This window comes from Mesorhizobium sp. B2-8-5, from assembly GCF_006440675.2.
GTDB lineage: Bacteria > Pseudomonadota > Alphaproteobacteria > Rhizobiales > Rhizobiaceae > Mesorhizobium.
In genome coordinates, this window is record NZ_CP083951.1 from 1,320,652 (window position 1) to 1,346,244 (window position 25,593).

The 25,593-nt window shown below is 63.7% G+C and carries 25 protein-coding genes; 21 read left to right on the forward strand and 4 right to left on the reverse strand.

From position 1 onward, the window contains the following. The first annotated feature begins 76 nt into the window (after nucleotides 1–76). Both FJ430_RS06395 and FJ430_RS06400 read left to right on the forward strand, forming a co-directional pair. The gene (locus FJ430_RS06395; RefSeq protein ID WP_140704539.1) at nucleotides 77–805 is read left to right on the forward strand and encodes a class I SAM-dependent methyltransferase; all 729 of its coding nucleotides are present in this window, start codon (nucleotides 77–79) and stop codon (nucleotides 803–805) included. A gap of 148 nt (nucleotides 806–953) precedes the next feature. Next, nucleotides 954–1,352 (forward strand): GFA family protein, encoded by a 399-nt coding sequence (locus FJ430_RS06400; protein WP_140704541.1) that lies wholly within the window; start codon nucleotides 954–956, stop codon nucleotides 1,350–1,352. A gap of 34 nt (nucleotides 1,353–1,386) precedes the next feature. On the opposite strand, the gene FJ430_RS06405 is transcribed toward FJ430_RS06400, so the two are convergent. Beyond that, nucleotides 1,387–1,845: a GNAT family N-acetyltransferase gene (locus FJ430_RS06405; protein WP_140704543.1), complete on the reverse strand. Its 459-nt coding sequence runs from the start codon at nucleotides 1,843–1,845 to the stop codon at nucleotides 1,387–1,389. Nucleotides 1,846–2,008: 163 nt separating this feature from the next. Between FJ430_RS06405 and FJ430_RS06410 the strand changes: the two genes are divergently transcribed. Then, entirely contained in the window at nucleotides 2,009–2,779 is a 771-nt protein-coding gene (locus FJ430_RS06410) for a sulfite exporter TauE/SafE family protein (RefSeq protein ID WP_140704952.1), read from the forward strand. Nucleotides 2,780–2,810: 31 nt separating this feature from the next. On the opposite strand, the gene FJ430_RS06415 is transcribed toward FJ430_RS06410, so the two are convergent. After that, nucleotides 2,811–3,362 carry a DUF2269 family protein gene (locus FJ430_RS06415; RefSeq protein WP_140704545.1) on the reverse strand — a complete coding sequence of 184 codons (552 nt, stop codon included), beginning with the start codon at nucleotides 3,360–3,362 and terminating at the stop codon, nucleotides 2,811–2,813. A 561-nt stretch (nucleotides 3,363–3,923) separates the two neighbouring features. Between FJ430_RS06415 and FJ430_RS06420 the strand changes: the two genes are divergently transcribed. The 6 genes from FJ430_RS06420 to FJ430_RS06445 all read left to right on the forward strand — a co-directional run bounded on the left by FJ430_RS06420 (nucleotide 3,924) and on the right by FJ430_RS06445 (nucleotide 9,320). Further along, nucleotides 3,924–4,454: a DUF1465 family protein gene (locus tag FJ430_RS06420; RefSeq protein WP_140654898.1), complete on the forward strand. Its 531-nt coding sequence runs from the start codon at nucleotides 3,924–3,926 to the stop codon at nucleotides 4,452–4,454. A 311-nt stretch (nucleotides 4,455–4,765) separates the two neighbouring features. Beyond that, entirely contained in the window at nucleotides 4,766–5,830 is a 1,065-nt protein-coding gene (locus FJ430_RS06425; protein WP_140704547.1) for a glycosyltransferase family 2 protein, read from the forward strand. Nucleotides 5,831–6,062: 232 nt separating this feature from the next. Then, nucleotides 6,063–6,572 (forward strand): crossover junction endodeoxyribonuclease RuvC, encoded by a 510-nt coding sequence (gene ruvC / locus FJ430_RS06430; RefSeq protein ID WP_140704551.1) that lies wholly within the window; start codon nucleotides 6,063–6,065, stop codon nucleotides 6,570–6,572. A gap of 10 nt (nucleotides 6,573–6,582) precedes the next feature. Beyond that, entirely contained in the window at nucleotides 6,583–7,203 is a 621-nt protein-coding gene (ruvA, locus tag FJ430_RS06435) for a Holliday junction branch migration protein RuvA (RefSeq protein WP_140654908.1), read from the forward strand. A gap of 43 nt (nucleotides 7,204–7,246) precedes the next feature. Continuing rightward, a complete protein-coding gene (gene ruvB / locus FJ430_RS06440) occupies nucleotides 7,247–8,284 on the forward strand; it encodes a Holliday junction branch migration DNA helicase RuvB (protein WP_140645859.1) in 1,038 nt (345 codons plus the stop codon). A 133-nt stretch (nucleotides 8,285–8,417) separates the two neighbouring features. Beyond that, nucleotides 8,418–9,320, forward strand: a complete 903-nt coding sequence (locus tag FJ430_RS06445; RefSeq protein WP_140704554.1) for a metallophosphoesterase — start codon at nucleotides 8,418–8,420, stop codon at nucleotides 9,318–9,320. Between the two features lie 96 nt (nucleotides 9,321–9,416). Here FJ430_RS06445 and FJ430_RS06450 read toward each other — a convergent pair whose 3' ends face one another. Next, nucleotides 9,417–10,667 (reverse strand): glycoside hydrolase family 5 protein, encoded by a 1,251-nt coding sequence (locus FJ430_RS06450; RefSeq protein WP_140704557.1) that lies wholly within the window; start codon nucleotides 10,665–10,667, stop codon nucleotides 9,417–9,419. Between the two features lie 131 nt (nucleotides 10,668–10,798). Between FJ430_RS06450 and ybgC the strand changes: the two genes are divergently transcribed. The 10 genes from ybgC (at nucleotide 10,799) to ftsH (ending at nucleotide 21,239) form a co-directional block, all read left to right on the forward strand. After that, nucleotides 10,799–11,272 carry a tol-pal system-associated acyl-CoA thioesterase gene (ybgC, locus tag FJ430_RS06455; RefSeq protein ID WP_140704559.1) on the forward strand — a complete coding sequence of 158 codons (474 nt, stop codon included), beginning with the start codon at nucleotides 10,799–10,801 and terminating at the stop codon, nucleotides 11,270–11,272. A gap of 309 nt (nucleotides 11,273–11,581) precedes the next feature. Next, nucleotides 11,582–12,292, forward strand: a complete 711-nt coding sequence (tolQ, locus tag FJ430_RS06460) for a protein TolQ (RefSeq protein WP_140645855.1) — start codon at nucleotides 11,582–11,584, stop codon at nucleotides 12,290–12,292. Nucleotides 12,293–12,301: 9 nt separating this feature from the next. Next, nucleotides 12,302–12,760 (forward strand): protein TolR, encoded by a 459-nt coding sequence (tolR, locus tag FJ430_RS06465; protein ID WP_140645854.1) that lies wholly within the window; start codon nucleotides 12,302–12,304, stop codon nucleotides 12,758–12,760. Between the two features lie 7 nt (nucleotides 12,761–12,767). Continuing rightward, nucleotides 12,768–13,922 (forward strand): TonB family protein, encoded by a 1,155-nt coding sequence (locus FJ430_RS06470; protein ID WP_140704561.1) that lies wholly within the window; start codon nucleotides 12,768–12,770, stop codon nucleotides 13,920–13,922. A gap of 66 nt (nucleotides 13,923–13,988) precedes the next feature. Further along, on the forward strand, nucleotides 13,989–15,275 hold the full coding sequence (tolB, locus tag FJ430_RS06475; RefSeq protein WP_226892221.1) for a Tol-Pal system beta propeller repeat protein TolB: 1,287 nt from the start codon (nucleotides 13,989–13,991) through the stop codon (nucleotides 15,273–15,275). A gap of 49 nt (nucleotides 15,276–15,324) precedes the next feature. Further along, nucleotides 15,325–15,702: a four helix bundle protein gene (locus FJ430_RS06480; protein ID WP_140704563.1), complete on the forward strand. Its 378-nt coding sequence runs from the start codon at nucleotides 15,325–15,327 to the stop codon at nucleotides 15,700–15,702. A 243-nt stretch (nucleotides 15,703–15,945) separates the two neighbouring features. Next, nucleotides 15,946–16,452, forward strand: a complete 507-nt coding sequence (pal, locus tag FJ430_RS06485) for a peptidoglycan-associated lipoprotein Pal (RefSeq protein ID WP_126080754.1) — start codon at nucleotides 15,946–15,948, stop codon at nucleotides 16,450–16,452. Between the two features lie 210 nt (nucleotides 16,453–16,662). Continuing rightward, entirely contained in the window at nucleotides 16,663–17,829 is a 1,167-nt protein-coding gene (gene ybgF / locus FJ430_RS06490; RefSeq protein ID WP_140645851.1) for a tol-pal system protein YbgF, read from the forward strand. Then, nucleotides 17,823–19,199, forward strand: a complete 1,377-nt coding sequence (gene tilS, locus FJ430_RS06495) for a tRNA lysidine(34) synthetase TilS (protein ID WP_226892094.1) — start codon at nucleotides 17,823–17,825, stop codon at nucleotides 19,197–19,199. Before ybgF ends, tilS begins: the two co-directional genes overlap by 7 nt. 105 nt (nucleotides 19,200–19,304) lie before the next feature. After that, nucleotides 19,305–21,239, forward strand: coding sequence for an ATP-dependent zinc metalloprotease FtsH (ftsH, locus tag FJ430_RS06500; RefSeq protein ID WP_140645850.1), 1,935 nt, complete (start codon nucleotides 19,305–19,307; stop codon nucleotides 21,237–21,239). 513 nt (nucleotides 21,240–21,752) lie between these two features. On the opposite strand, the gene FJ430_RS06505 is transcribed toward ftsH, so the two are convergent. Further along, nucleotides 21,753–22,613, reverse strand: coding sequence for a hypothetical protein (locus FJ430_RS06505; RefSeq protein WP_140704565.1), 861 nt, complete (start codon nucleotides 22,611–22,613; stop codon nucleotides 21,753–21,755). A 369-nt stretch (nucleotides 22,614–22,982) separates the two neighbouring features. On the opposite strand from FJ430_RS06505, the gene glmM reads away from it, so the two are divergent. Together glmM and FJ430_RS06515 are read left to right on the forward strand one after the other, a co-directional pair. Further along, nucleotides 22,983–24,335, forward strand: coding sequence for a phosphoglucosamine mutase (glmM, locus tag FJ430_RS06510; protein WP_140704567.1), 1,353 nt, complete (start codon nucleotides 22,983–22,985; stop codon nucleotides 24,333–24,335). A gap of 220 nt (nucleotides 24,336–24,555) precedes the next feature. Then, entirely contained in the window at nucleotides 24,556–25,398 is an 843-nt protein-coding gene (locus tag FJ430_RS06515) for an outer membrane protein (protein ID WP_140704569.1), read from the forward strand. The last annotated feature ends 195 nt before the right edge of the window (nucleotides 25,399–25,593 follow it).

Sequence of the window (25,593 nt, forward strand, 5' to 3'; positions counted from 1 at the left end):
CATTCGGGTTCCGAGGATGGCGTTGGAAGCCGCGGGGAGGTCCGCTAGATATGCAGGCAAAAAGCAGGACAGGCACATGGCGCAAAACATCTACGACCGTCCGGATTTCTTCGACGGCTATAGTCGTCTTGGCCGCTCGGTCGAGGGCCTGGGCGGCGCGCCCGAATGGCCGGCGCTGCGCGCCATGTTGCCCGACGTCAACGGCTTGAGCATCGTCGATCTCGGTTGCGGGTTCGGCTGGTTCTGCCGCTGGGCGCGCTCGCATGGCGCGAGCGAAGTCCTCGGCCTCGACCTGTCGGAAAAGATGCTTGCACGGGCACGCGCCGCCGGCTCCGACGATGCCGTCACCTATCGGCGCGCCGACCTCGACGAACTCAGTCTGCCAAAAGCCCGTTTCGACCTCGCCTACAGCTCGCTTGCCTTGCATTATGTCGGCGATGCCGCGGGCTTGTTCGCGACCGTCCACGAGGCCCTGGTTCCCGGCGGAACCTTCGTCTTCTCGACGGAACATCCGATTTACATGGCGCCGACCAACCCGGGCTGGTCCGTCGATGCCGCGGGCAGGAAGACATGGCCGGTCGACCGGTATCTGGTCGAGGGACCGCGCACCACAGATTGGTTCACCAAGGGCGTGGTCAAGCACCACCGCACCATCGGCACCACGCTCAATTTGCTGATCCAGGCCGGATTCAGCATCGGGCATGTCGAGGAATTTTGCCCGTCGGAGGAGCAGATCGCCGCTCGGCCGGAACTGGCCGAGGAACTCGAGCGGCCAATGTTCCTGCTGGTCCAGGCACGGCGGTGATGAACTCAGCTTGAAGCTAACGCCTCGCGCACGCGGCCACATTCGCCAGTGCCGAATGTCGGGATCAGGCGCAAGTTCGGCGCATTTCTTGGCGACTCCCGCACGCCCCCGGCACTAAGCTGTCCTCGCTGCCTCAAGGAGGTTTCGCATGCGCGGCCATTGCTTATGTGGCGCTGTTGCCTTTGAAGTCGATGGCTCGGCACAGGCCTGCGTGGTTTGTCATTGTGAAAGTTGTCGGCGGCAATGTTCTGCGCCGATGACCGCCTATATTGGCGTCCTGGACGGCCAATGGCGATGGCTGGGCAAGCCACCGAAGGTATTCAACTCTTCTCCCGGCGTGGAAAGAACATTTTGCGATCACTGTGGCTCGCCGCTTTCCTTCCGCTCAAAGAACATGTCTGGTGTCATGCATTTTTTTGCGGCTGCGATGGCGGAGCCGGAAAAATTTGTGCCTACGCTACATGTCGCTTTCGAGGAAAAGCTCCCCTGGTTGAAACTCGCCGACGGCCTGCCGTCGCGTTTTGGGCCTGACTATACGAAAGGCTAGAGGGGCAGGCGCTTCCGTGAAACGCTGAGCCGCTCTACAGCTCCAGCTTGTAGCCGATATGGCTGGCCTTGAAGCCAAGGCGCTCATAGAAGCGATGCGCGTCGAGCCGGCTCTTGTTGGTCGTCAGCTGGACGACGCGGCAGCCGCGCTCGCGGCATTTGTCGATCGCCCATTCGAAGAGGCGCTGTCCCAAGCCCTCGCCGCGCCGCTCCGCCGCGATGCGCACCGCCTCGATCAGGCCGCGCCGGGAACCGCGCAGCGACAGCCCGGCGATAAAGGTGATCTGCAGCGTGCCGATCACGTCGTCGCCGTCGGTCATCACCGCGAGGAACTGGTTCGGATCGCCGTCTATCGCGGCGAAGGCGTCCAGATAGGCCCGCGACAGCGGCAGGCCGGCGTCTTCGCGGGCCTGGCCGAGCGCGTCGTCGGCAAGCATCGCGACGATCGCAGCAATGTCCGCTTCGCGTGCCTTGCGAATGCTGATGGCGTTCATTTCCATACCTCTAGACAGCGAGCCGGCCGAATGACGAACCTTGGCCGTGCGGCAGGTCGTCGATATCGGGCCGGCAATAGCGGATGCAGGCAACAATGACTATCCGGGCCGCGCTATTCTGCGCTATGGCTGAATTCCCGCCTTCTCCAACCTTCCCTTGCCGATGTCAGGCCCGCTCAGCGACCCGTGGTTCTATGCCGCCGCCATTCCGGCGGTGATCCTTGTCGGCTTGTCGAAAGGCGGCTTCGGCGGCGCCGTCGGTTTCGTCGGCGTGCCGCTGATGGCGCTGACCATCCCGCCGGTTCAGGCGGCTGCCATCCTGCTGCCGATCCTGTGCTTGATGGATGTCGTTTCCGTGTGGACCTGGTGGGGCGTCTACGACCGCAAGATGCTGGTCGACATGATGCCTGGCGCCGTCATCGGCATCGGGCTCGGCTGGCTGACAGCGGCTTTGGTCACCGAGGAGATGGTGCGGCTGATCGTCGGCGCGGTCGCGCTGGTGTTCGTGCTGCGCTGGATCTACCTGCAGTTCCGCCACGGCGCCGACCATGCGGCGGAACCGAACCGCATTGCCGCCGCCTTCTGGGGCACGGTCGCCGGCTTCACCAGCTTCGTCGCCCATGTCGGCGGCCCGCCCTTCCAGGTCTATGCGCTGCCGATCCGGCTCGATCCGAAAGTGCTGTCGGGCACGGCGGCGATCTTCTTTGCCGCCACCAACGCGCTGAAGCTCATCCCCTATTTCGCGCTCGGCCAGTTCGACACCACCAACCTTACAGCGTCGGCGGTGCTGATGCCCCTGGCGCCGCTTTCCACCATCGCCGGGGCGTGGCTGGTGCGCCGCATGCGGGCAGAGATCTTCTACCCGTTCACCTACGCCACCGTCGCGGTGGTCGCCGTCAAGTTGCTGTGGGATGGTATCGCCGGCTTGTGGTGAGGTGACTATCAGGCCACCTCACCACAAGCATTCAGGCGGCGCTCGGCACCATCTGGCGGCTACCGCCGAAGGCGAGCGCGGCGCCCAGCGCGACCACCATGACCATGCCGGCAAGAATGCCGATGTCGTGCAGGGTGGGCTTCAGCACCATGTCGGCGATGATCACCAGCATCACCGCATAATCGAGGCGCGCCCAGTTCATCATGCGCTGGCCGATGGCAAGAACGGCCGGCGTCACGCCCTGCTCGGCGATCATGGCGCCCATGCGCTCGCCGGTTGGCTTGAAGACGAGCATGCCGATCGAGAAGGTCGTGGCATAGCCGACGAGGCCGATGACGATCCACAGGTCGGCAAAGCCGACCCAGAAGCCGCACATGATGAGGCCGAAGACCAGCGTCAGCATCGACATCGGCGCGAAGAACTTGCCGCCGAGCTGCCCGCTGGCGCGCATAGCCTGCAGCTTGTCCTCGATGTTGCCGGCACGCTCGGCCAGCACGCCGAGCAGGAACAGCACGAAGCCGCCGCCGACCCACAAAACGGCCGAAACGATGTGAAGGAATTTGACGATCGAATACCAATCCATGGTCTGCTCCCGGATATCCCGCATGATTTCGAGCGGCGCGGATTTGCGCGCCGCTTCAGAGGAGCGGGCTTTTGCGTGGCGCGTGTTTCGGAACGATGTCGCGGCGGCAGCCAACATGTTTCGAAGGCCGCGATGACAGCATCCGAAATCCGGTTTTCGGGCGATCCCGGGCGGCGAGGCCGGCTGTCCTGTTCCGGCACAGAAAAGCGCGGTCGCTTAAAAAATCGTCGCCGCGTTAAGGGTTCATTAAGCTTTACGGGCGTTTACTATGCGCATCCAGTTTTGCTGGATTCTTACCGAGTGGTTGGAGCCACTTTGTTTGACGCCTCCCTGTTAAACTCCTGAGAGCCGCCTTATCCGCGGCTCTTTTTTTGTCCGCGGGCGGCAAGCCGGGTGCCATCCGCTTGCGGATGGCTGGAACGAGGCCGGCGTTAACCGTTTGTTAAACATGCGCTTGCCTTCATGGGCATCGAAGCGCATTTTCAAGCCTCAGTCATTTAGGGTGCGGGCCGCGTCGGCAAGGATTGCCGAATCGGCCGACGGCAGTGCAGGGGCGTATCGATGAACGAGCCTTCGAAGGGCAGCGCGAAGACCATCAAATTGGCGGAGCGCCGGGTTTTCTCCCAATCCTTCAAGCCGCTCTACCAGGAAGGCATGGGGCTGGTCGAGCAGGCCGCCGAATATCTCGATGGCAAGGGCAGGCTCGAAGCCAAGAAATTGTCGCGCACGGCGGCGACACTCTATGCGGCCGAGTCGATGCGGCTGACCACAAGGCTCATGCAGGTCGCCTCCTGGCTGCTTTTGCAGCGGGCGGCGAATTCCGGCGAGATGACGCGCGACCAGGTGGCCTCGGAGAAATCCAAGGTGCGACTCGACACCGCCTCCGCGCATGACGAGGCGCTCGGCTGGAAAGAGCTGCCCAAGGATTTTCTGGACCTCGTGACGCGCTCGCTGCGCCTTCAGGCGCTGGTGCGGCGCATGGACGAGGAAATCTATGGCGGCGTCATCAACGAGACGCACGCCCCCAGCCGGCGGGCCAACCCGGTTTCCGACCAGATCAGTCTCTTGAATACGGCTTTCGCGCGCGGCTGAAACCGCGTTTGCAACAAACGCCGCGATAGCGGCGCGCGGGAAGCGGGAACCCACATCGTTCAATCGAGGCGCGATCTGGCGAGCCGCGATCGTGGCCGCAAGTCGAGCGCCTGCGACCCCGACTGCTCTTCGATACTGCGGGTAACCGTCGTTGCATCGAAGGCCATGCCGGCCTTCGCGAGAAATATTGCCCTTGTCTTGAAGCGATGGGCTCCTAGTTGGAGCCGTTCGCCGCAGCCGGGTCGACCTGAGCCGGTTTTGCAAGAAAATCACCGTCACTGTGACCAAAGCAGATTGCGAGGCTTGATCCCGTGCATTCGCCATTGGACCGCATCCCGGTATCGATCATCATCCCCAATTATAACTACGAACAGTTTCTTGGACGCGCCATCGACAGCGCGTTGGAACAGGACCACCGAAATGTCGAGGTCGTGGTCGTCGACGACGCATCGACGGACGCGTCGGTAGCCGTCATCGAATCCTACGGCGACAAGATCCGCTCGTGCCTCAGGCGCAGGAATGGCGGACATGCCGCTGCGTTCAATACGGGGTTCGAGGCGAGCACCGGGGAGATCGTTCTTTTCCTCGACGCCGACGATTATCTCTATCCGAACGCCGTCTCCGAGGTCCTGGACGAGTGGGACGCGGATGTCGCCCAGGCGCAATTCAGACTGCATCTCGTCGATGAGGACCAACATATCAAGGATGTCTTTCCACCCCCGGAACAGCCATTCGACTCGGGCGACGTCGTCCCGGAATTGTTGCGCAAGGGGCGCTACCGTACGACGGTGACGAGCGGGCTGGCGTTCGACCGTGAGGCGCTGGACCCGATAATGCCCATGCCCGAAAGCGATTTCCGGCAAGGCGCCGATGGCTATCTCGCAACGCTCGCGCCGCTGCACGGGGAGGTGAAATCCATCGACACCTGCCTTGGCGCCTACCGCATCCACGGCTCCAACCATTCGGTCTTTGCCGAAAAGCTTGCCGAGCGGGCGCGCTGGCGCGTGGCGCATGACTTCCGGCGCCTTGAAGCCTTGTCCGACCGGGCGGCCGAGATCGGTCTGACCGTACCGCCGGATGCCGGCCTTCGCGATCCGGTTCATCTGGAAGAGCGACTGGCCTCGCTTTGCGTCGACGAGCCCCGGCATCCGGTCACGACCGACTCCCGGCTGGGACTGGCAAAAGCGGGCGCCGCCGCCAGTCTGGAAATGAACGCATCCTGGCGGCGGCGGGCTGCGCTGGCAGCCTGGTTCCTCTGCATCGGGCTCCTGCCGCGGCGCATGGGAAATGCAGTCCTGGCATGGAAGCTGGTCGCGTCGTCGAGACCGGCATTTCTCACGCGGCTGTCGAAAACCATCCGTCGCGTGACGAACTAAAGTGCGTAGCGCTGAAGCGGATTCAGGCGACGCGCTTTAAAAGGCTTTGTTTTCATGCATGTCGCAAAACCGCTGCACACTTTTGCGCGACACGCATTAGGTCCGGGATTTCGGACCTGCCAGCCCGTGAACGCCAGCTGATGGGATTTCGAATGCGTTCTTAAGATCGCGATTGTTTCTGGTTTGTTCACATTTCGCTGGCGTCGCTTGCCGCCACGGCTAGACTTGGCGCATGGGGGAAGCGATTCGCATCATCGGCATCGATCCGGGGCTGAGGCGCACCGGTTGGGGTATTATCGACAGCGTGGGCAATTCGCTGCGCTTCGTCGCGTCCGGCACGGTGCGGTCCGACGAAAAGGAGTCGTTGGCGACAAGACTCTGCCAGTTGCATGACGGTTTGGCCGAGGTGCTGCACCAAGCCATGCCGCATGAGGCAGCGGTCGAGCAGACTTTCGTCAACAAGGATGCCACGGCGACGCTGAAGCTCGGCCAGGCGCGCGGTATTGCCATGCTGGTGCCGGCGCGTGCCGGGCTGGTGGTCGCCGAATATGCCCCCAATGCGGTCAAGAAGGCGGTTATCGGCGTCGGCCACGGCGAGAAGAAGCAAATCCATATGATGGTCAAGGTGCTGATGCCGAAGGCGATCTTCGATACCGACGATGCTGCCGACGCTTTGGCCATCGCCATCTGCCATGCGCATCACCGCCAAAGCGTCGCCTACCGGATGGCAGCGCTGGCGTGAGGGGACAATCATGATCGGCAAGCTCAAGGGCACGCTGGACGAGATCGACGAGGACTCCTGCCTCGTCGACGTGCACGGCGTCGGCTATGTCGCGCATTGCTCGGCGCGCACGCTGGCGTCGCTGCCGTCGCCCGGCGAGGCGGTGGTGCTGTTCATCGAGACCTATGTGCGCGAGGACATGATCCGGCTCTACGGCTTTCAGTCGGCGCTGGAGCGCGAGTGGTTCCGGCTTTTGATGAACAATGTGCAGGGCGTCGGTGCCAAGGTGGCGCTGGCGGTGCTGTCGACGCTGGCGCCGGCCGAGCTTGCCAATGCGATCGCGCTGCGCGACATCGCCATGGTCTCCAGAGCGCCAGGCGTCGGCAAGAAGGTGGCGGAGCGCATCGTGACCGAATTGCGCACCAAGGCGCCTGCCTATGCGGGCGCGGCCAGCGGCACGATCGGCCTCAAGCAGGAGCTCGGCGAAGGCGTCGCGGCGGCACCGATCACCGACGCTGTCTCGGCGCTGGTCAATCTCGGCTATTCGCGCGACATCGCGGCGAACGCGGTTGCGGCAGCGCTGAAATCGGCTGGCGAGGGCGCGGATGCGTCCAAGCTGATCCGCTTCGGCCTTAAGGAACTGGCGCGGTGAGGCGGCGCTTGTTCCGTTGTCGGTCCTATGCAAGGAAGGCGGCATGAGCCTTTCGCCCCGCCTCATTGCCCCCGACAAGCGCGGTGAGGATGCCGACCAGACCTTGCGGCCGCAGTCGCTCGACGAGTTCGTCGGCCAGGCGGCAGTGCGCGCCAATCTCAAGGTCTTCATCGATGCCGCCAAGGGCCGCGGCGAGGCGCTCGACCATGTGCTGTTCGTCGGTCCGCCGGGGCTCGGCAAGACGACCCTGGCGCAGATCATGGCGCGCGAGCTCGGCGTCAATTTCCGCTCGACCTCGGGTCCGGTGATCGCCAAGGCGGGCGATCTGGCGGCGCTGCTCACCAATCTGGAGGAGCGCGACGTGCTGTTCATCGACGAGATCCATCGGCTCAATCCGGCGGTCGAGGAAATCCTCTATCCAGCCATGGAGGATTTCCAGCTCGATCTCATCATCGGCGAGGGGCCGGCGGCGCGCTCGGTCAAGATCGACCTCGCCCGTTTCACGCTGGTCGCGGCGACGACCCGGCTTGGGCTCCTGACCAATCCGCTGCGCGATCGTTTCGGCATTCCCGTCCGGCTCAATTTCTATACGGTCGAGGAGCTGGAGCAGATCGTGCGGCGCGGCGCCCGCATCCTGTCGATGCCGCTTGGCGACGATGGCGCGCTGGAGATCGCGCGCCGTGCGCGCGGCACGCCGCGCATCGCCGGCCGCCTGCTGCGCCGGGTGCGCGATTTCGCCAGCGTCGCGGGGGACGGCCATGTCGACAGGAAGATCGCCGACGAGGCGCTGACAAGGCTGGAGGTCGACGCGCTTGGCCTCGACGCGCTCGACCGCCGCTATCTGTCGATGATCGCGCGCAATTTCGGCGGCGGACCGGTCGGCATCGAGACGATCGCGGCCGGGCTCTCCGAGCCGCGCGACGCGATCGAGGACATCATCGAGCCCTATCTGATCCAGCAGGGCTTCATCCAGCGCACGCCGCGCGGCCGCGTTCTGACCGCCAATGCCTGGCGCCATCTCGGGCTCGACCCGCCGAAGGATATCGTCCAGCAGCAGATCAGCCTGTTTCAGGAAGAGTAACGCATATTTGTTCGCCGTTTGGCCGCGTAACGGCCCGTCTGCGCAGAATCTGCTCGCCTCGGCCTAGCTGAGGGCGTAATTGCCCCCTTTAAGGCAGCTTCCTGATAGAATCCCAAGGGGCTTGGGCCGATCCATGATCACCAGACGTGGTTTCCTGCGCCTTGTCGGCGGCTCGGCCTTCAGCCTGGTGTCGCTTGGCGCTTATGCCGTCGGCATCGAGCCGATGCTGCTGACCCATGTGAAGCGCTACACGCTGACGCCGCCGCACTGGCCGGCCGGACTCAAGTTGCGCGTCGTGGCGCTTGCCGACATCCATGCCTGCCGGCCCTGGATGACGCCGGAACGGATCGCAGCACTTGCCGAAGAGGCCAATGCGCTGCAGCCGGACCTCATCGTCATGCTTGGCGACTATCCCGCCGGGACCCGGCTGGTGACCGGCTGGGTAAACGCGTCGGAATGGGCGCCCGCGCTGGCAGGGCTCAAGGCGCCGCTCGGCGTGTGGTCTATCCTCGGCAATCACGACTGGTGGGATGATCGCTCGGCGCAAGCGGCCGGTGCAGGGCCGACCATTTCGCGAAAGGCGCTGGAGGCCGTCGGCATTCCGGTGCTGGAGAACGACGTCGTACGCCTGGAAAAGGACGGGCAGGGCTTCTGGATAGCCGGCCTGGCCGACCAGATCGCCCTGTTGCCGGACAAGGCCAAGGGCCGCAGGGGGCTCACCGGTCTCGACGATCTTCCCGGCACGCTGGCCAAGGTTGGCGACACTGCTCCCATCATCCTGCTCGCGCATGAGCCGGATATTTTTCCGAAAGTGCCCTGGAGGGTTTCGCTGACGCTGTCCGGTCACACGCATGGCGGACAGGTGCGGCTGTTCGGCTATTCGCCGGTGGTGCCTTCCGCCTACGGCAACCGTTACGCCTACGGCCATGTCGTCGAGAACGATCGCAACCTGATTGTCTCGGGCGGACTGGGCTTCAGCATCGCGCCGATACGTTTCGGAGTGCGGCCGGAGATCCTGCAGATCGATCTCGGCTAATGCATGTCGCGCAAAAGTGTGCAGCGGTATGCATGAAAACAACGGCTTAAAGCGCGTCGCCTGAATCCGCTTCAGCGCGACGCGCTTTAGCTCAGCTTACCGAAGCGCTCGGATGGCGTTCATCACGTCCGGCTCCGCCTTCTCGCCGTCGAACGCGTCGACGACGCCGAAGGCGCCGCCATAGCTCCACACCGACCAGGAAAAGCCGTGCGCCTCGGCGCGGGCGATCATGTCGCGCACATAGGCCGCGCGGTAGGCGGCCGGCATGACGAAGCCGTTGCCGTATTCCTGGCGGATCATGCCGAATTCGCCGAGCGTGATATCCCGCGGCTTGACGTCGTTTGCCTTCGCCCAGGCGTCGACCGTCGCGAACGGCGCATCCATCAGGCCAAGCAGCTTTTCGAGGCTGTCCATCGTCGCCACCTGCTCGTCGAGATAGGCGAGCAGGCCGCTCCGCCGCGCCCAGGGCGCCTCGGCCTTGATCCGGTCGCGGATCGTGTCCAGCGTCATGTCCAGCTGCGTCTTCGGAACGGCCGTCAGCGGGTAGGGCAGGCCGCTGACATAGGGGATGAAGTCGCCGGCCCAGCTTGCGCCCTGATGCGTCAGAAGAAACGGATCGTAGGAGTGGAAGGTCCAGATGACGTTGTCATCGGCGATCGTCCTGGGATCGATTTTGGCCAGCGACTCCGCGTTCGAATAGCAGCCGCCGCTCAGCACCAGCGTGAGCCGGGTGGCTGCGGCGCGCGCGGCGGCGAACAAGCGCTTCTGCAGGTCGGGCCAAAGATTGGTGCCGCTCGCGTCGCAATCGACCAGCGGCTCGTTCATCAATTCCAGCGCGACAAGCTTCGGATCCTCCTTGGCCAGCGTCCGCGCCATCTTGCGCACCAACTCGGTATAGGCATCGAAGACGGCCGGATCGTGCATGACGTCGCTCATGCCGATCTTGCGATTGCCGCCGGCGGGGATCAGATGCAGGTCGACGATCACCTTGAGGCCGGCGCGGTTGACCATGCGCGCCGAGTCCAGCACGCTGCCATAGAGGTCGTCGCGAAGGGCCGCGGTCTGGTCCGAGAGAAAGGGCGCGGGATCGACCGGCATGCGCAGGAAGTCGAAGCCTGCATCCTTGAGTGCCTTGAGGTCATCCTCGTTGAGGAATTTGCGCCATTCCGGATAGGGCAGGATCGCCTGGCGGTCGCCCCATCTGTCCTCGGTCGGCCAGGTCACCCACTGGTCGAGATTGAGGCCGCGTTTCATCGAGAACGTCGCCGCTCCGGCGGGCAACGCCAAAGCGGCAAACGCAAGCAGCGCCGCCATCAAGGTCTTGATCATCGTGCCCAACAATGCCATCCCGTTTGCGCGCGAAAACAGTGCGTGTCGCCCAAAAGTGTGCAGCGGTTTTGGGATAACGACACGCATAGAAAAAATGCCTAGGGCCCGAGGGCTTTAGGTGCCTGTTCGGGCCTGAAAAGGAAAGCGCGATGGACGATCATGGTGAATCGGCGGCGCTGAGCGCCGGGCTTTCCGGCGCGCTGACGGATTTCGGCCATCGGCTGATGGCCCGGGTCTACTATGCCGACACCGATTTCTCCGGCGTCGTCTATCATGCGCGCTATCTCGAATTCCTCGAACGCGGCCGCTCCGACTATCTGCGGCTGACCGGCGTCCACCACACCGAACTCCTGGACGGCAAGCATGGCGAGCGCATCGTCTGGGTGGTGCGGCGCATGGAGATCGACTTCCGTTCGCCGGCGCGCATGGACGATGTCCTGACCATCGACACGCGCACCGACGACATTTCCGGCGCCCGCATCTTCATGGGCCAGCATTTGAAGCGCGGCGGCGATGTGCTGGTCGAGGCCAGGGTCGAAGCGGCGATCGTCGGCGAAAGCGGCCGGCCAAAGCGTTTCCCGAAGGAATGGGTCGCCGCCTTTATGCCAAGGGCCAAGGCCTGACCCTTCGGTTGCCGGCACAATCTCGAAGCCGATAACCAGACGGCTCCTGTGGCCGGACGGCTGCAGCCATGCGCGGCAATGCGCCGCGCCTTACGTCCTAACCCATCCTTAACCATAACGGTTCATGAAGGAATTGGCGAAGATTGGCGCAATCCGTGCGCCTTCCTTTCACCAATATTTGCCTCGAAAAGGCCGCGAAACGGTGCATTCGGGGCGTAGCCCGCAAGCTTCACGCTTCGCGCGATCGGACCAAAGGGATGCCATGGGCCAGCCGCCAGCGATGCCCGGATAATCTTAAGGACTTAAGTCATGGAAAACATCGCACTCGCCGATCCGGCAGCGCATTTATCGATCTGGGCGCTGTTCATGCAGGCCGGCTGGGTGGTCAAGCTGGTCATGATCGGCCTGCTCTGCGCCTCGATCTGGACCTGGGCCATCATCATCGACAAGCTCGTCGCCTATGGCCGGATGAAGTTAGCACTGAACCGCTTCGAGCAGATCTTCTGGTCCGGGCAATCGCTTGAAGAACTCTATCGGACGCTGGCCGACCGCAAGACCACCGGCATGGGCGCGATCTTCGTCGCCGCCATGCGCGAATGGAAGAAGAGTTTCGAAAAGGGCGCGAAATCGGCGCTGGCGCTGCAGACCCGCATCGACAAGGCGATGGACCTGGCGCTGACGCGCGAAATGGAGAAGCTGGAGGGTCGCCTCGGCTTCCTCGCCACCACCGGCTCGGCCGCACCCTTCATCGGGCTGTTCGGCACCGTCATCGGCATCATGACGTCGTTCCAGGCGATCGCCGCCTCGAAGAACACCAGCCTCTCGGTTGTGGCGCCGGGTATCGCCGAGGCTCTGCTGGCGACCGCGATCGGCCTGCTCGCGGCCATTCCCGCGGTCATCGCCTACAACAAGCTGTCATCGGACGCGAACAAACTCGGCGTGCGCATGGAAGGGTTCGCGGACGAGTTCTCCGCCATACTCTCGCGCCAAATCGATGAAAAAGTAGCGCAGAAGACCTGAGGAACGATCATGGGGATGTCTGCAGGCGCAGGTGGCATGGGGCGAGGCGGACGCGGCCATAGGCGGCGTGGCCGTCACCATGCCCTGATATCCGAAATCAACGTCACGCCGATGGTCGACGTGATGCTGGTGCTGTTGATCATCTTCATGGTCGCGGCGCCGCTGCTCACCGTCGGGGTTCCGATCGACCTGCCGGACACGCAGGCCAAGGCGATGAATGTCGACACCCAGCCGATCACCGTTTCGATCGACGCCGCGGGCAAGATTTTCCTGCAGGAGACCGAGATTCCGATCGAGGAACTGGTAGCCAAGCTGCAGGCGATTTCCAAGACCGGCTATGACGAGCGCATCTTCATCCGCGGCGACAAGTCGACCGACTATGGCACGGCGATGAAGGTCATGGCTCGCATTTCGGCGGCCGGCTACAAGAATATCGGCCTGGTCTCGCTGCAGGAACAGGATCAGTAGACGCCAAATGCGGACCGGCCTCACCTCTTCGGTGATATTGCATGCGGTGGCGCTGGCCTTCGGGCTGTTCACGCTGTCGTCGCCGCCGGCCATGCCTGCCAGCGACGTGGAGTCGGTGGCGGTCGACATCGTGCCGATGGAAGCCGTGGCACAGACGCTGCAGGGCGACAAGAAGGCGGTCATGCATGACAAGCCGGCGCCGCTGCCGACCAAGCGTCCCGATGTCGTGCCCGACGCCCAGAAGGTCGGCGAGAACACCGTCGATACCGACAAGCCGGTGACGGAGGAAGCCAAGCCGAAGCCGGTCGAGAAGACAGCGGCGCCGCCGCCCGCGCCGACGCCGACCGAGAAGCCCGCGGTCGAGGACGTGCCGAAGCCGCAGGAGAAGCCGAAGCCGACCCCGGCGACCGAGGTAGCCCCGACGCCGACGCCGAAGGAAGAAGTCAAGCCCGAGCCGGTCAAGCAGACGGAGCCGAAGCCGACACCGGCCAAGGAACCGACGCCCGCGCCGCAGCCGGACAAGACCGCGGCCATCCAAAAGGAAGAGGTCAAGCCCGACGCCGTCGCAGAGGCGATCTCGCAGGATCAGCCGACGGAAGAGGCAAAGCTTCCGGATTCCGCGCCGGCGCCGGAAGCGCGGCCGAAGCCGCAGCCGGCCCAGGCCGAGAGCGCCAAGGCGCCGGATCGCAAGGATGCGGAAAAGCCGGTCAAGGAGGCTTCCTCGAAGCCGAAGTCAGACGAGAAGCAGTTCAACGCCGACGAGATAACGGCCCTGCTCGATAAGCAGAAGCCGTCCGGCGGCGGCGCCAAGCGCTCGACCCAGCAGGCCTCGCTCGGCGGCGAAAAGGACCAGGGCCAGAAGCTCTCCAAGTCGGAGCAGGGGGCGTTGGAGGATCAGCTCGGTGGTTGCTGGACCCTTCCGGTGGGCCTCGAAGGTTCCGAGAACTTCACCGTGGTCATCCGTTTCAACCTGAATGCCTCCGGCAAGCTGGAGGGCCGCCCGACCGTTGAGAAGTCCAGCGGCAACCCTCAGTTCGACGCCAGCGCGGTTCGCGCCGTGCAGAAATGCGATGTCGCCGGACTGCAGGTTCCAGCCGGGAAGCAAGACATATGGTCCGACGTTCGCGTCAACTTCGACCCGAGAGCGATGCTCGGTCTTTAGCCTGAGCGTCCGAGAAATCAGCAAGAGAAGCGAGAAGACATGCAATCCATCCTCAAGCCGCTCCTGATGGTCGCCGCGATGGCGATGGGCATAAATGCTGCCGTCACCTTGCCTGCCCGAGCAACCCTCGAGCTCAACGTCAACAAAGGCAATGTCGAGCCGATGCCGATCGCCATCCCTGACTTTCAGGGAGGGCTTGGACCGCAGATATCGGAGATCGTCGCAGCCGACCTGAAGCGGTCAGGACTGTTCGCGCCGATCGACAAGGCCGCCTTTGTCGAAAAGATCACGAATCCGGATGCCCAGCCTCGTTTCGACGACTGGAAGGTCATCAATGCGCAGGCGCTGGTGACCGGCAGCGTGAGCAAGGAGGCGGATGGCCGCATTCGCGCCCAGTACCGCCTGTGGGATATTTTCGGCAACCAGCAGTTGGCCGGCGAGCAGTTTTTCGCCAACGACGCCAACCAACGCCGTGTCGCGCACATCATCGCCGATGCGATCTATGAGAAGATCACCGGCGAAAAGGGTTATTTCGACACCCGCGTCGTCTTCGTCGACGAGTCCGGCGCCAAGAACGCCCGCAAGAAGCGGCTCGCCATCATGGACCAGGACGGCGCCAATGTGCGCTACCTGTCGGACGGCCGCGCGATCGTTCTGACGCCGCGCTTCTCGCCGAACCGGCAGGAAATCACCTACATGTCCTATGAAAGCGGGCAGCCGAAGGTCTATCTGCTGCAGATCGAGACTGGACAGCGCGAGCTGGTGGGCAACTTCCCCGGCATGACGTTCGCGCCGCGCTTTTCGCCCGACGGCCAGAAGGTGATCATGAGCCTGCTGCGCGATGACGGCAATTCCAACATCTTCGCCATGGATCTGAGGAGCCGTTCGACGACGCGGCTCACCGATTCGACCGCGATCGACACTTCTCCTTCCTATTCGCCGGACGGCTCGCAGATCGTCTTCACCTCCGACCGCGGCGGCGGCAGCGGCCGTTCGCAGATTTACGTCATGGGCGCGGACGGCTCCAATCCGCACCGCATCTCCTTCGGCGACGGCGTCTATTCGACGCCCGTCTGGTCGCCGCGCGGCGACCTCATCGCCTTCACCAAGCAGAGCGGCGGCGAATTCCAGATCGGCGTCATGAAGACCGATGGCTCGGGCGAGCGCATCCTGTCCTCCGGCTTCCAGCAGGAGGGTCCGACCTGGGCGCCGAATGGTCGCGTGCTGATGTTCTTCCGCGACACCGCCGGCGGTCCCAAGCTGGTCTCGGTCGATCTCACCGGCCGCAATGAACAGCAGATTCCGACCGCGAACTATGCGTCGGACCCGGCGTGGTCGCCGCTTTTGGAGTGAGGGGGAAGAAAGAGGAATTGAAGAACTGAAGAAATTGAAGAATTGAAGAATGGAGAAAGAGGGTAGCTACATCAAGCGCGCGAAGGATCTGGAGGTCTATAGGCGTGCTTATGCAGTTTCCCTCGACGTCCATAAAGCCACACTCGTTTTCCCGAAAATCGAGCAATACGCGCTGGCTGATCAAATGCGTCGATCCAGCAAGGCGATATGCGCCAATCTGGCTGAGGGCTTCGCCAAACAGACCCATTCCAGGCCCGAATTCGCGCGGTTCATCTCGATGGCTCTGGGATCGTGCAGCGAAATGGAAACGTGGATTTCTTACGCGTTCGACCTTGACTACATCACACAAGCGCAGCGCAGCGAATGGCTGCAATCATATGCTCACATCCATGGAATGCTGGTGAATCTGAGGGAAAGATTGAAGTGACCCTTTTCGCCAATTCTTCAATTCCTCAATTCTTCAATTCCCCTTTTTTCACAACCCGGTCGCGTTTTAGCCGCATTTCCGCCTAGGGTCCGCGCGCAATGTCGCCCCTTGGAAAGCGTGGGGCCAAGCAGTCGCGGACGGCGGCTCGAAACCAAATATTAACCGTGTTTCTTGAATGCCGGTTAACCCAAACGTGGTTACTGGGTGATCAACGAAATCACTCGAATGCGAAGGAGAGGCGGCATGGGCCGTATCGCAGCACTTACCCGAAACCCGGCCATGATCGCGCTGGTGGCGGCTCTCGCCATTACCGGTTGCGCCTCGAAGAAGACCCCGAACAGCGCGGCCGATCTCGGCCTCAACGGTGCCGGTGCCGCTACGCCGGGTTCCGCGCAGGACTTCACCGTCAACATCGGCGACCGCATCTTCTTCGATACCGATTCCTCGTCGATCCGCGCCGATGCGCAGACCACGCTGGCCCGCCAGGCGCAGTGGCTCAACCAGTACCGCCAGTACGCGATCGTCATCGAAGGCCATGCCGACGAGCGCGGCACGCGTGAGTACAATCTGGCGCTGGGCGCCCGCCGCGCCGCCGCCACGCGCGACTTCCTGGTCTCCAAGGGCGTCTCCGCCGGCCGCTTGAAGACGATTTCCTACGGCAAGGAGCGTCCGGTCGCGGTCTGCGACGACATCTCCTGCTGGTCGCAGAACCGCCGCGCCGTCACCACGCTTTCCGGCGCCGGCTCCTGATCGATTTTCGCCAAGGGCGCCAGGCGTCCCAGGCGACAAAAATACAACATCCCAAAATGAAAGGCGGCCTCAGGGCCGCCTTTTTCATTTGCAACGGATTGAAACAAAATTTGGCCGAAGTCTCGCGTCCTGCTATGAGCGCGAGGGCGCTTTCTCCCACTGTTTGATTTGGAAAGGCGCATCAGGCCAACACCCACCGCGAGAGACAGAATGCATTTCAGAACGGTCCTGAGCGGCACGCTTGCGCTGCTGCTCGTATCAAGCCTCCCAAGCCTTGCCGCCTCGGCTGACAGTGCCGGGCGGGCCTCCGACAGCGGGTTCACCTTCCGTCTGCCGACGCTTGGCATCTTCGGCGACAAGAAGAAGCCGGAACAGGCGCAGATCGCGCAGCAGGATGGCGGCGCTGGCATGACTGGCCTGGAGGACCAGCTTCGCCAGATGAACGGCAAGATCGAGGAGCTCAATTTCCAGATCCTGCAGATGCAGGAACAGATGCGCAAGCAGCAGGAAGACAATGAGTTCCGTTTCCAGCAGCTCGAGGGCGGTTCGCAAGGAGGCGCCAAGCCGGCCGGGCAGAAGAAATCGGAAGCCGCGCCCCAGGACGGGGACAGCAACGACGGCAACACCAATCTCGGCGATGCCGGCACTGGTCAATCCGGCACCGGCGACGCCGGAACCGACAACGGCGTCGCCCAGGCTCCGGCGACGCAGGCGCCGGCCGACACCGGCGCGCAAAACGGCGGCAAAAGCGTTGGCGACGTCATCGTGGAATCGCAGACCGGCGATCCCGGCAAGCTGATCACCGGCGCGCCGCCGAAGAATTTCGGCACCATCACCGTTGACAAGAACGGCAATGTGGTCAATGCCGAGACCGGTTCGCAGGCCGGCGCGCCGGCGGAAGCCCCGGCGGCCACCGCAAGCGCTCCTTCCGCCGAGACGCCGGCCAAGAAGAACAAGGCCGGCGACACGCAAGTTGCCGCGCTGCCGTCGACCAACGATCCCGACGAGCTCTACCGCAACTCCTACCAGTTCATCCTGTCGGGCGATTACCCGACCGCCGAGCAGGGTTTTCGCGATCATATTTCGCGCTTCCCCAAGGACGCCAAGGCGGCGGATGCGCATTACTGGCTGGGCGAGTCGCTGCTCGGCCAGCAGAAATACCGTGACGCGGCCGAGATATTCCTCGCCGCCAGCAAGGAATACCCGAAGGCCAAGAAGGCGCCCGACATGCTGCTCAAGCTCGGCGTTTCGCTGGTCGGCCTGAAGCAGAACGACGTGGCCTGCGCCACCTTCAGCGAGATCGGCAAGCGCTATCCCGACGTTTCCGGCGCGCTCAAGGAACGCATCAAGCAGGAAAAGGCGCTGGCGGCGTGCTGACGCCCGATACCAAAACTCACCTTTCAGACCACCTTTTCTTCGACCTAGACTTTTCGACCGGCGCCGTTGCGGCCGTGTCCGGCGGCAGCGACTCGACCGCCCTGCTTATTCTCCTCAAGGATTACTTCGATCGGACCGCATCGGGCGCCAGGCTGCTCGCGGTGACCGTCGATCATGGCCTAAGGCCAGGCTCGGCCGTCGAGGCGCGGCAGGTTGCCCGTTTCTGCGCCGAGCGCGGCATCGCGCATCGCATTCTTCCCTGGCGCGGCGACAAGCCCGCGACCGGTCTGCCGGCCGCCGCGCGCGAGGCGCGCTACAGGCTGCTTGCCGAAGCGGCCGGCGCCGAAGGCATCAAGCTGATCCTGACCGGCCATACCGCCGACGACCAGGCCGAGACGGTGCTGATGCGGCAGGCCCGCGACGAGGAAGGCCGGGGCCTTGCCGGCATGGCGCCCGCCACGCTGCACGACTGGCGGATATGGATCGTCCGGCCGCTGCTAGGCATCAGGCGCGGGATGTTGCGCGCCATGCTGCGGGCTCGCGACATCGGCTGGATCGAGGACCCTACCAATGTCGATATCCGGTTCGAGCGGCCGCGCGTGCGGGCAAAGCTCGGGCAGGGTGATGGCGAACGGCGGATCGCGGAAGCGTTGGCACGGTCACAGCAGGCGGCTCTCGAGCGCCACGACATCGGCCGCCGCGCCGCCGTGCTCATCGACGCGTTTGCCGACAGGCCGGTTCCGGGCCTCATCCGCCTCGACCGCGAGTTTACCGAGCATGAGGATGGCCAAGCCGCCCTCTATGCGCTGCGCATCCTGTTGGCCGCTGTCGGCGGCATGTCGTTCCTCGCCGACGAGGCGCGCTGCGCCGCGCTGCTTTTCCGCCTGCGGTCGGCTCCGCTTTGCGCCACATTGTCGCGGACGGTGGTCGACGCGCGCCGAACCGGCATTTTCCTGCGCCGCGAGAACCGCAACCTGCCCGCTGCCCTGCCGCCGTCGGATAACCAGCTTTGGGACAACCGGCGACGCATCACTTTGAAAGACGGGCCGGGCGGCTTGGTGATCGCGCCGCTGGGGTCCGCCGCTGCCAGGAAAGCGCCTTTGAGCGAGGATATCCCACCAAGCCTTTCGCGCGCCGCGCTTGCCGCGGAGCCCGCGCTGTGGTCCGGAGACGAACGCCTTGATTTCACTGGCGGGGATGCCGGCCCGCGGGCGATCTCGATGGTCCCAGTGGTAGCCCCTTTCGCCCGCTTCCTGCCGTCCTTCGATCTCGCGCCCGCCGCCGCCGCGGCGGACCTTGTCGGCGCGCTGCCGCCGCCGGCGCCGCCATTCCACGGCCATGATGGCGGCCGAGGGTGGGCGAAAGCTTAACCGATACGTGCTGTTCTGCTTGGCAAGGGGAGGCGCTCTCCCTATGTTAGGCCCAAGCTTCTCCATCATCGCGGGTCCGTACGCGGGACCCCAACGGGACAATAGATGAATCCGAATTATCGCAACCTCGCGCTCTGGGCGATCATAGCGGTCCTGCTCATCGCCCTGTTCAATCTTTTCCAGACGCCCCAGACGCGCGGTGCCACGACGGATATCGCCTATTCGCAGTTCCTGCAGGATGTCGCGTCCGGCCGGGTCAAGAGCGTGACCATCGCCGGCGCCCGCATCTTCGGCAACTACACGGACAACGCCAATGGCTTCCAGACCTACTCGCCCGGCGACCCGTCGCTGGTCTCCAGGCTGCAGGACAAGAACGTCACCATCACCGCCAAGCCCGAAACCGACGGCTCCAATTCGCTGTTCGGCTATCTGATCTCGTGGCTGCCGATGATCCTGATCCTCGGCGTATGGATATTCTTCATGCGGCAGATGCAATCAGGCTCCGGCCGCGCCATGGGCTTCGGCAAGTCGAAGGCCAAGCTTTTGACCGAGGCGCATGGCCGCGTCACCTTCCAGGACGTCGCCGGCGTCGACGAGGCCAAGGAGGACCTCGAAGAGATCGTCGAATTCCTGCGCGATCCGCAGAAATTCCAGCGCCTCGGCGGCAAGATCCCGCGCGGCGTGCTCTTGGTCGGCCCGCCCGGCACCGGCAAGACGCTGCTCGCCCGCTCCGTCGCCGGCGAAGCCAACGTGCCGTTCTTCACCATTTCCGGCTCGGACTTCGTCGAGATGTTCGTCGGCGTCGGCGCATCGCGTGTGCGCGACATGTTCGACCAGGCCAAGAAGAACGCGCCCTGTATCATCTTCATCGACGAAATCGATGCCGTCGGCCGCCATCGCGGCGCCGGCCTCGGCGGCGGCAATGACGAGCGCGAGCAGACGCTGAACCAGCTGCTGGTCGAGATGGACGGTTTCGAATCCAACGAAAGCATCATCCTTATCGCCGCCACCAACCGGCCCGACGTGCTCGACCCGGCGCTGCTGAGGCCTGGCCGTTTCGACCGCCAGGTCGTGGTGCCGAACCCCGACATCGTCGGACGCGAGAAGATCCTCAAGGTGCATGTCCGCAACGTGCCGCTGGCGCCTAATGTCGACCTCAAGGTGGTTGCGCGCGGCACGCCGGGCTTTTCCGGCGCCGATCTGATGAACCTCGTCAACGAATCCGCGCTGATGGCGGCGCGCCGCAACAAGCGGCTCGTCACCATGGCCGAGTTCGAGGATGCCAAGGACAAGATCATGATGGGCGCCGAGCGCCGCTCGTCGGCCATGACGCAGGCCGAGAAGGAGCTCACCGCCTATCACGAGGCCGGCCACGCGATCCTGGCGCTCAACGTGCCGTCCGCCGATCCGCTGCACAAGGCGACGATCATCCCGCGTGGCCGCGCGCTCGGCATGGTCATGCAGCTGCCGGAAGGCGACCGCTATTCGATGAGCTACAAATACATGGTCTCGCGGCTCGCCATCATGATGGGCGGCCGCGTCGCCGAGGAATTCAAGTTCGGCAAGGAGAACATCACCTCCGGCGCCTCCTCCGACATCGAGCAGGCGACCAAGCTGGCACGCGCCATGGTCACGCGCTGGGGCTTCTCCGACAAGCTCGGCCACGTCGCCTATGGCGACAACCAGGAAGAGGTCTTCCTCGGCCATTCGGTGGCGCGCACGCAGAACATCTCGGAAGAGACCGCCCAGATCATCGACGCCGAAGTGCGCCGGCTGATCGACGACGCCTATTCGACCGCGAAGACCATCCTGACCAAGAAGAAGAAGGAATGGATCGCGCTCGCCGAAGGGCTGCTCGAATACGAGACGCTGTCGGGCGACGAGATCAAGCAGCTGATCGCGGGCAACAAGCCCGCCCGCGACCTCGGCGACGATACTCCGCCCAGCCGCGGCTCGGCCGTGCCGAAGGCCGGCACCGGCGGCCGCCGCAAGAAGGGCCCTGAGCCCGAAGGCGGCATGGAACCGCAGCCGCAGGGCTGAGTTTCGGTAGACGATACAAACAAACGCCGCGGATCAAACCGCGGCGTTTTCGTTTTGGGAGCGCCAAAGGTTTAGCTGGCGCGGCTGGTAAATTGGCGAAACCCGGCGCGACAGCCAATCTCCCCCCTTGTGGGGGAGATGCCCGGCAGGGCAGAGAGGGGCGCTGTCCCGCCGGCCTCTCTTCGTCATCCTCGGGTCTGACCGGCTTGCCGTGACCGTAGCCGAAGGGCGCTTCCAACCTCTCCCTTTGTGGAGGAGATGTCCGGCAGAGAGGGCGAAAGGATCGCTACTTTGCGGTCGTCATTCTAGGGCGGAGCAAGGAGCGGAGCGACGCGCGCAGACCCTGGAATCCATGCCGTGATGCTAAGGCGTTGCAACGGCTGAGAATTTTGCTTCGATGCGTAGCCGACGGCGAGCCTCCTTGTAGCGTGGGTATGACCTTTGTGAGCCACCCAACAAAAAGGCCCGCGCATCTTGCGATGCGCGGGCCTTTCTCTGGAAGAGACTAAGCGATCAGCTCTTCAGCTTGGCATTGCACAGGCTGTAGAAGCCGCCGCCCTTCTGGATCCACTTCAGGCCGTTCAGCGTGTTGGCATCCTTGTTGGCGTAGTACTGCTCGAGGCAGGTGTGCATGCGGCCCTTGGCCGGGGTCTCGGTGGCGAATTTCGGCGAAATCGCCTTCGGGAAGCTGACGCCCTTCGGCGCGGCGACGGACGGCTTCGCCGGCTCGTTGGTGTAGGTGGCTTCCGTCGGAGCCGGCACGGTGTCGTCATCGTCGGCGCTGGCGCCGCACTCGGCCTTGCGGAAGTCGTTCCACTTCATGCCCTTGAGCGTGTTCGCCGTTTTCGCAGCCTGGTACTTGGTGCTGCATTCGGCCATGCTCAGGCCCTTGCCGCCGTCGGCAGCCGCGGTCGAGGTCTTGGCCGTCTTGGCGGGCGCGGTTGCCGCCGCGGCGGTTGCGCCGGCGCCGCACTCGGCCTTGCGGAAGTCGTTCCACTTCATGCCGTTCAGCGTGCCGGCGGATTTCGCAGCCTGGTATTTGGCGCTGCATTCCTTGGAGCTCAGGCCCTTGGCGGCGTCGTCGGTAGCGGCGGCGGCCGCCTTCGTCTTCTTGGCGGGCTTGGTGTCGGCGGCCTTCGTATCGGTCGCCGCCTTGGCGTCTGTCGCCGCCTTGGTGTCGGTGGCGGCGGAAGCGTCGCTGCCGCACTGCGCCTTGCGGTACTGGTTCCAGGTCTGGCCAGCGAGCGTTCCCGCATCCTTGGCCGCGTTATACTTGGTGCTGCACTCGGCCATGGTCAGCGCGTTGGCCGGCGCCGCCAGGAACAAGGTCGCGACGGTGATACCCGTCAAAGCTGCAAGTCTATGAATAAGCATGGCGTTTTCTCCCTTGCTGCCGCCAATAAGTGTCCCTATGCCAAATCAATAACTCTCAATGTCCGGTTGCGCCAGATGCTTCCGGCATGGGCGCCGTCACAAAGTGTGTTGCTCCCGATAAGGTGATGAATTGCTTGCCGGTTCGCCGCCAGTCAAGCTTTGCCGGTGGATAGGGCGCCGAAGAGCCTCGCACGGGCAGGTGTAGCGCCGGCAAGTCAAAGGTGGTGATAGGCTGCCGAATCACTTGCGCCGCCCGCGACAATGTTTTTCTAAGGATTGGTAATATATAATCACGAAATTTGATGATCGGATGCGGCCCCAATTGTGGCAATACGGGCGGCTGAAGAACCGACGGGGACTGTAAGGCACATGGCAGGTCAGTATTTCGGCACCGACGGTATCCGCGGACGCGCCAACAAATTTCCGATGACGGCCGAGGTCGCCATGCGCGTCGGCATGGCTGCCGGGCTCTCCTTCCAGCGCGGCAATCATCGTCACCGTGTCGTGCTCGGCAAGGACACGCGGCTTTCCGGCTACATGATCGAGAACGCGATGGTGGCGGGCCTGTGCGCCGCCGGCATGGACGTCTTCCTGCTCGGTCCCATACCGACGCCTGCGGTCGCGATGCTGGTGCGCTCACTGCGCGCCGACATCGGCGTGATGATCTCGGCCTCGCACAATCCCTACTACGACAACGGCATCAAGCTCTTCGGTCCCGACGGGTACAAGCTCTCCGACGAGATCGAGGAGCGCATCGAAGGCATGCTCGACAAGGACATCGAGCTGGCGCTCGCCGATTCCGACGGGCTCGGCCGGGCCAAGCGCGTCGACGGCGTGCATGATCGCTATATCGAATTCGCCAAGCGCACGCTGCCGCGCTCGATGTCGCTTTCGGGCCTGCGGATCGTCGTCGACTGCGCGAACGGCGCAGCCTACAAGGTGGCGCCCGAGGCGCTGTGGGAACTCGGCGCCGAGGTGGTGGCGATCAATGTCGAGCCGAACGGCTTCAACATCAACAAGGAATGCGGCTCGACCCATCCGGCCGGCCTGCAGAAGAAGGTGCACGAAGTGCGCGCCGACATCGGCATCGCGCTCGACGGCGACGCCGACCGCGTCGTCATCGTCGACGAGAACGGCGCGATCGTCGACGGCGACCAGATCATGGCGCTGATCGCCGAATCTTGGCACCAGAGCGGAAGGTTGGCCGGCGGCGGCGTCGTCTCCACCGTGATGTCCAATCTCGGCCTGGAGCGCTTCCTCGGCGACATGAAGCTGCAGCTGCACCGGACCAAGGTCGGCGACCGCTATGTGGTCGAGCATATGCGCGCGCACGGCTTGAATGTCGGCGGCGAGCAGTCCGGCCATATCGTGCTTTCCGATTTCTCGACCACTGGCGACGGCCTCGTCTCGGCGCTGCAGGTGCTGGCCTGCATCAAGCGGCAGAACCGCCCGGTCAGCGAGCTGTCGAAGAAGTTCGAGCCGGTGCCGCAGCTTCTGAAGAATGTCCGCATCTCGGGCGGCAAGCCGCTGGAGGAAGCGCCGGTCAAGGCGGCGATCGAGGAAGGGCGCAACCGGCTCGGCACATCCGGCCGCCTCGTCATCCGGCCCTCCGGCACCGAGCCGCTCATCCGCGTCATGGCCGAGGGCGACGATCCGCAACTGGTCGAAGCGGTCGTCAACGACATCGTCGGCATCCTGCAGGACACCCGCAGCGCCGCCTGAACCCCGGTTCCGTAGTTCCTCTAAATCCGCGAGCCCGCCGCCAGGCGGGCTTTTTCGTCGCCGGGCGGGCCGTTCGGACAACGGCCTTCCCTCTAAAATTGTATAGAGTCGTGGTTAATCGGTACGGTTAAACGGCTTTTAACCTTTGCAATTCATTATCCACACCCGAGGTCAATCATCTTCGGGCGATGTCGTCCCGAGGCTTCTTAGGGGTGACAGAATGTTCAAAACAGCAAGAATGGCATTGCTTGCCGCGCTGTTCGCGGGCTTGGCCGGACCGCTCTTCGCGGCCGACCTCCCCGAACCGCAAATCGAAGAGGCACCGCCGCCGGTCGTCGAACAGCAGCCGATCGATGTCGGCGGCTGGTACATCCGCGGCGACATCGACTATCACTGGTCACACTTCGGCGGTTCCGATTACACCACCTACAACGCGGCAGCACCGCAGATTCCCGGCAGCTTCGCCACCGGCAAGCTGAAGGGTTCCTTCTCCGCCGGCGCCGGCGTCGGCTATCAGGTCAATCAGTATTTCCGCACCGATGTCACCTTCGACTGGATGGGCAAGTCCGATTTCCAAGGCTCTACCAATGGCTTCTGTGCCACACCTACGGTACATGCCTGCACTTCCAGCGACACGAGTTCCTACAGCGCCATGCTGCTTCTGGCCAACGCCTATGTCGACATCGGCACATGGCACGGCGTTACGCCTTATGTCGGTGCCGGCATCGGCGGCGCCTGGGTCAAATGGGATACGCTGCACAACACCGATGACGATGGCTCATTCGAGCACAGCGGCGGCAAGGGCTGGCGCTTCGCCTATGCCCTCATGGCCGGCGCTTCCTACTGCCTGACCGATCAGGTCAAGCTCGATGTCGGTTACCGTTACAGCCACATCAATGGCGGCAAGATGTTCGAATACGCTTCGGACAGCAACGTAGGCCCGGGCTACGATCACGGCATCAGCGTGCATGAAGTTCGCGGTGGCCTCCGCTACCAGTTCGGCCAGTCCGACTGCGCTCCGCCGCCAGAGCCCTACCAGCCGGAACCGATCTACACCAAGTAATCGTCTTCATTATCCCGAAATTCGTCAGCCGCCCGGCGCCAGCCGGGCGGCTTTCGCCTTTTATGACCGCTAAAATCCGATCAAAATCAATTCGGTAACCGGCTGTTATCCTTAACCGCCACTTAACCACTATGGTTAACAATGGCTCCTTGAAACGGCGTCCGCGTTCGCGGCTGGCGCCAATTTCGGGAGCCG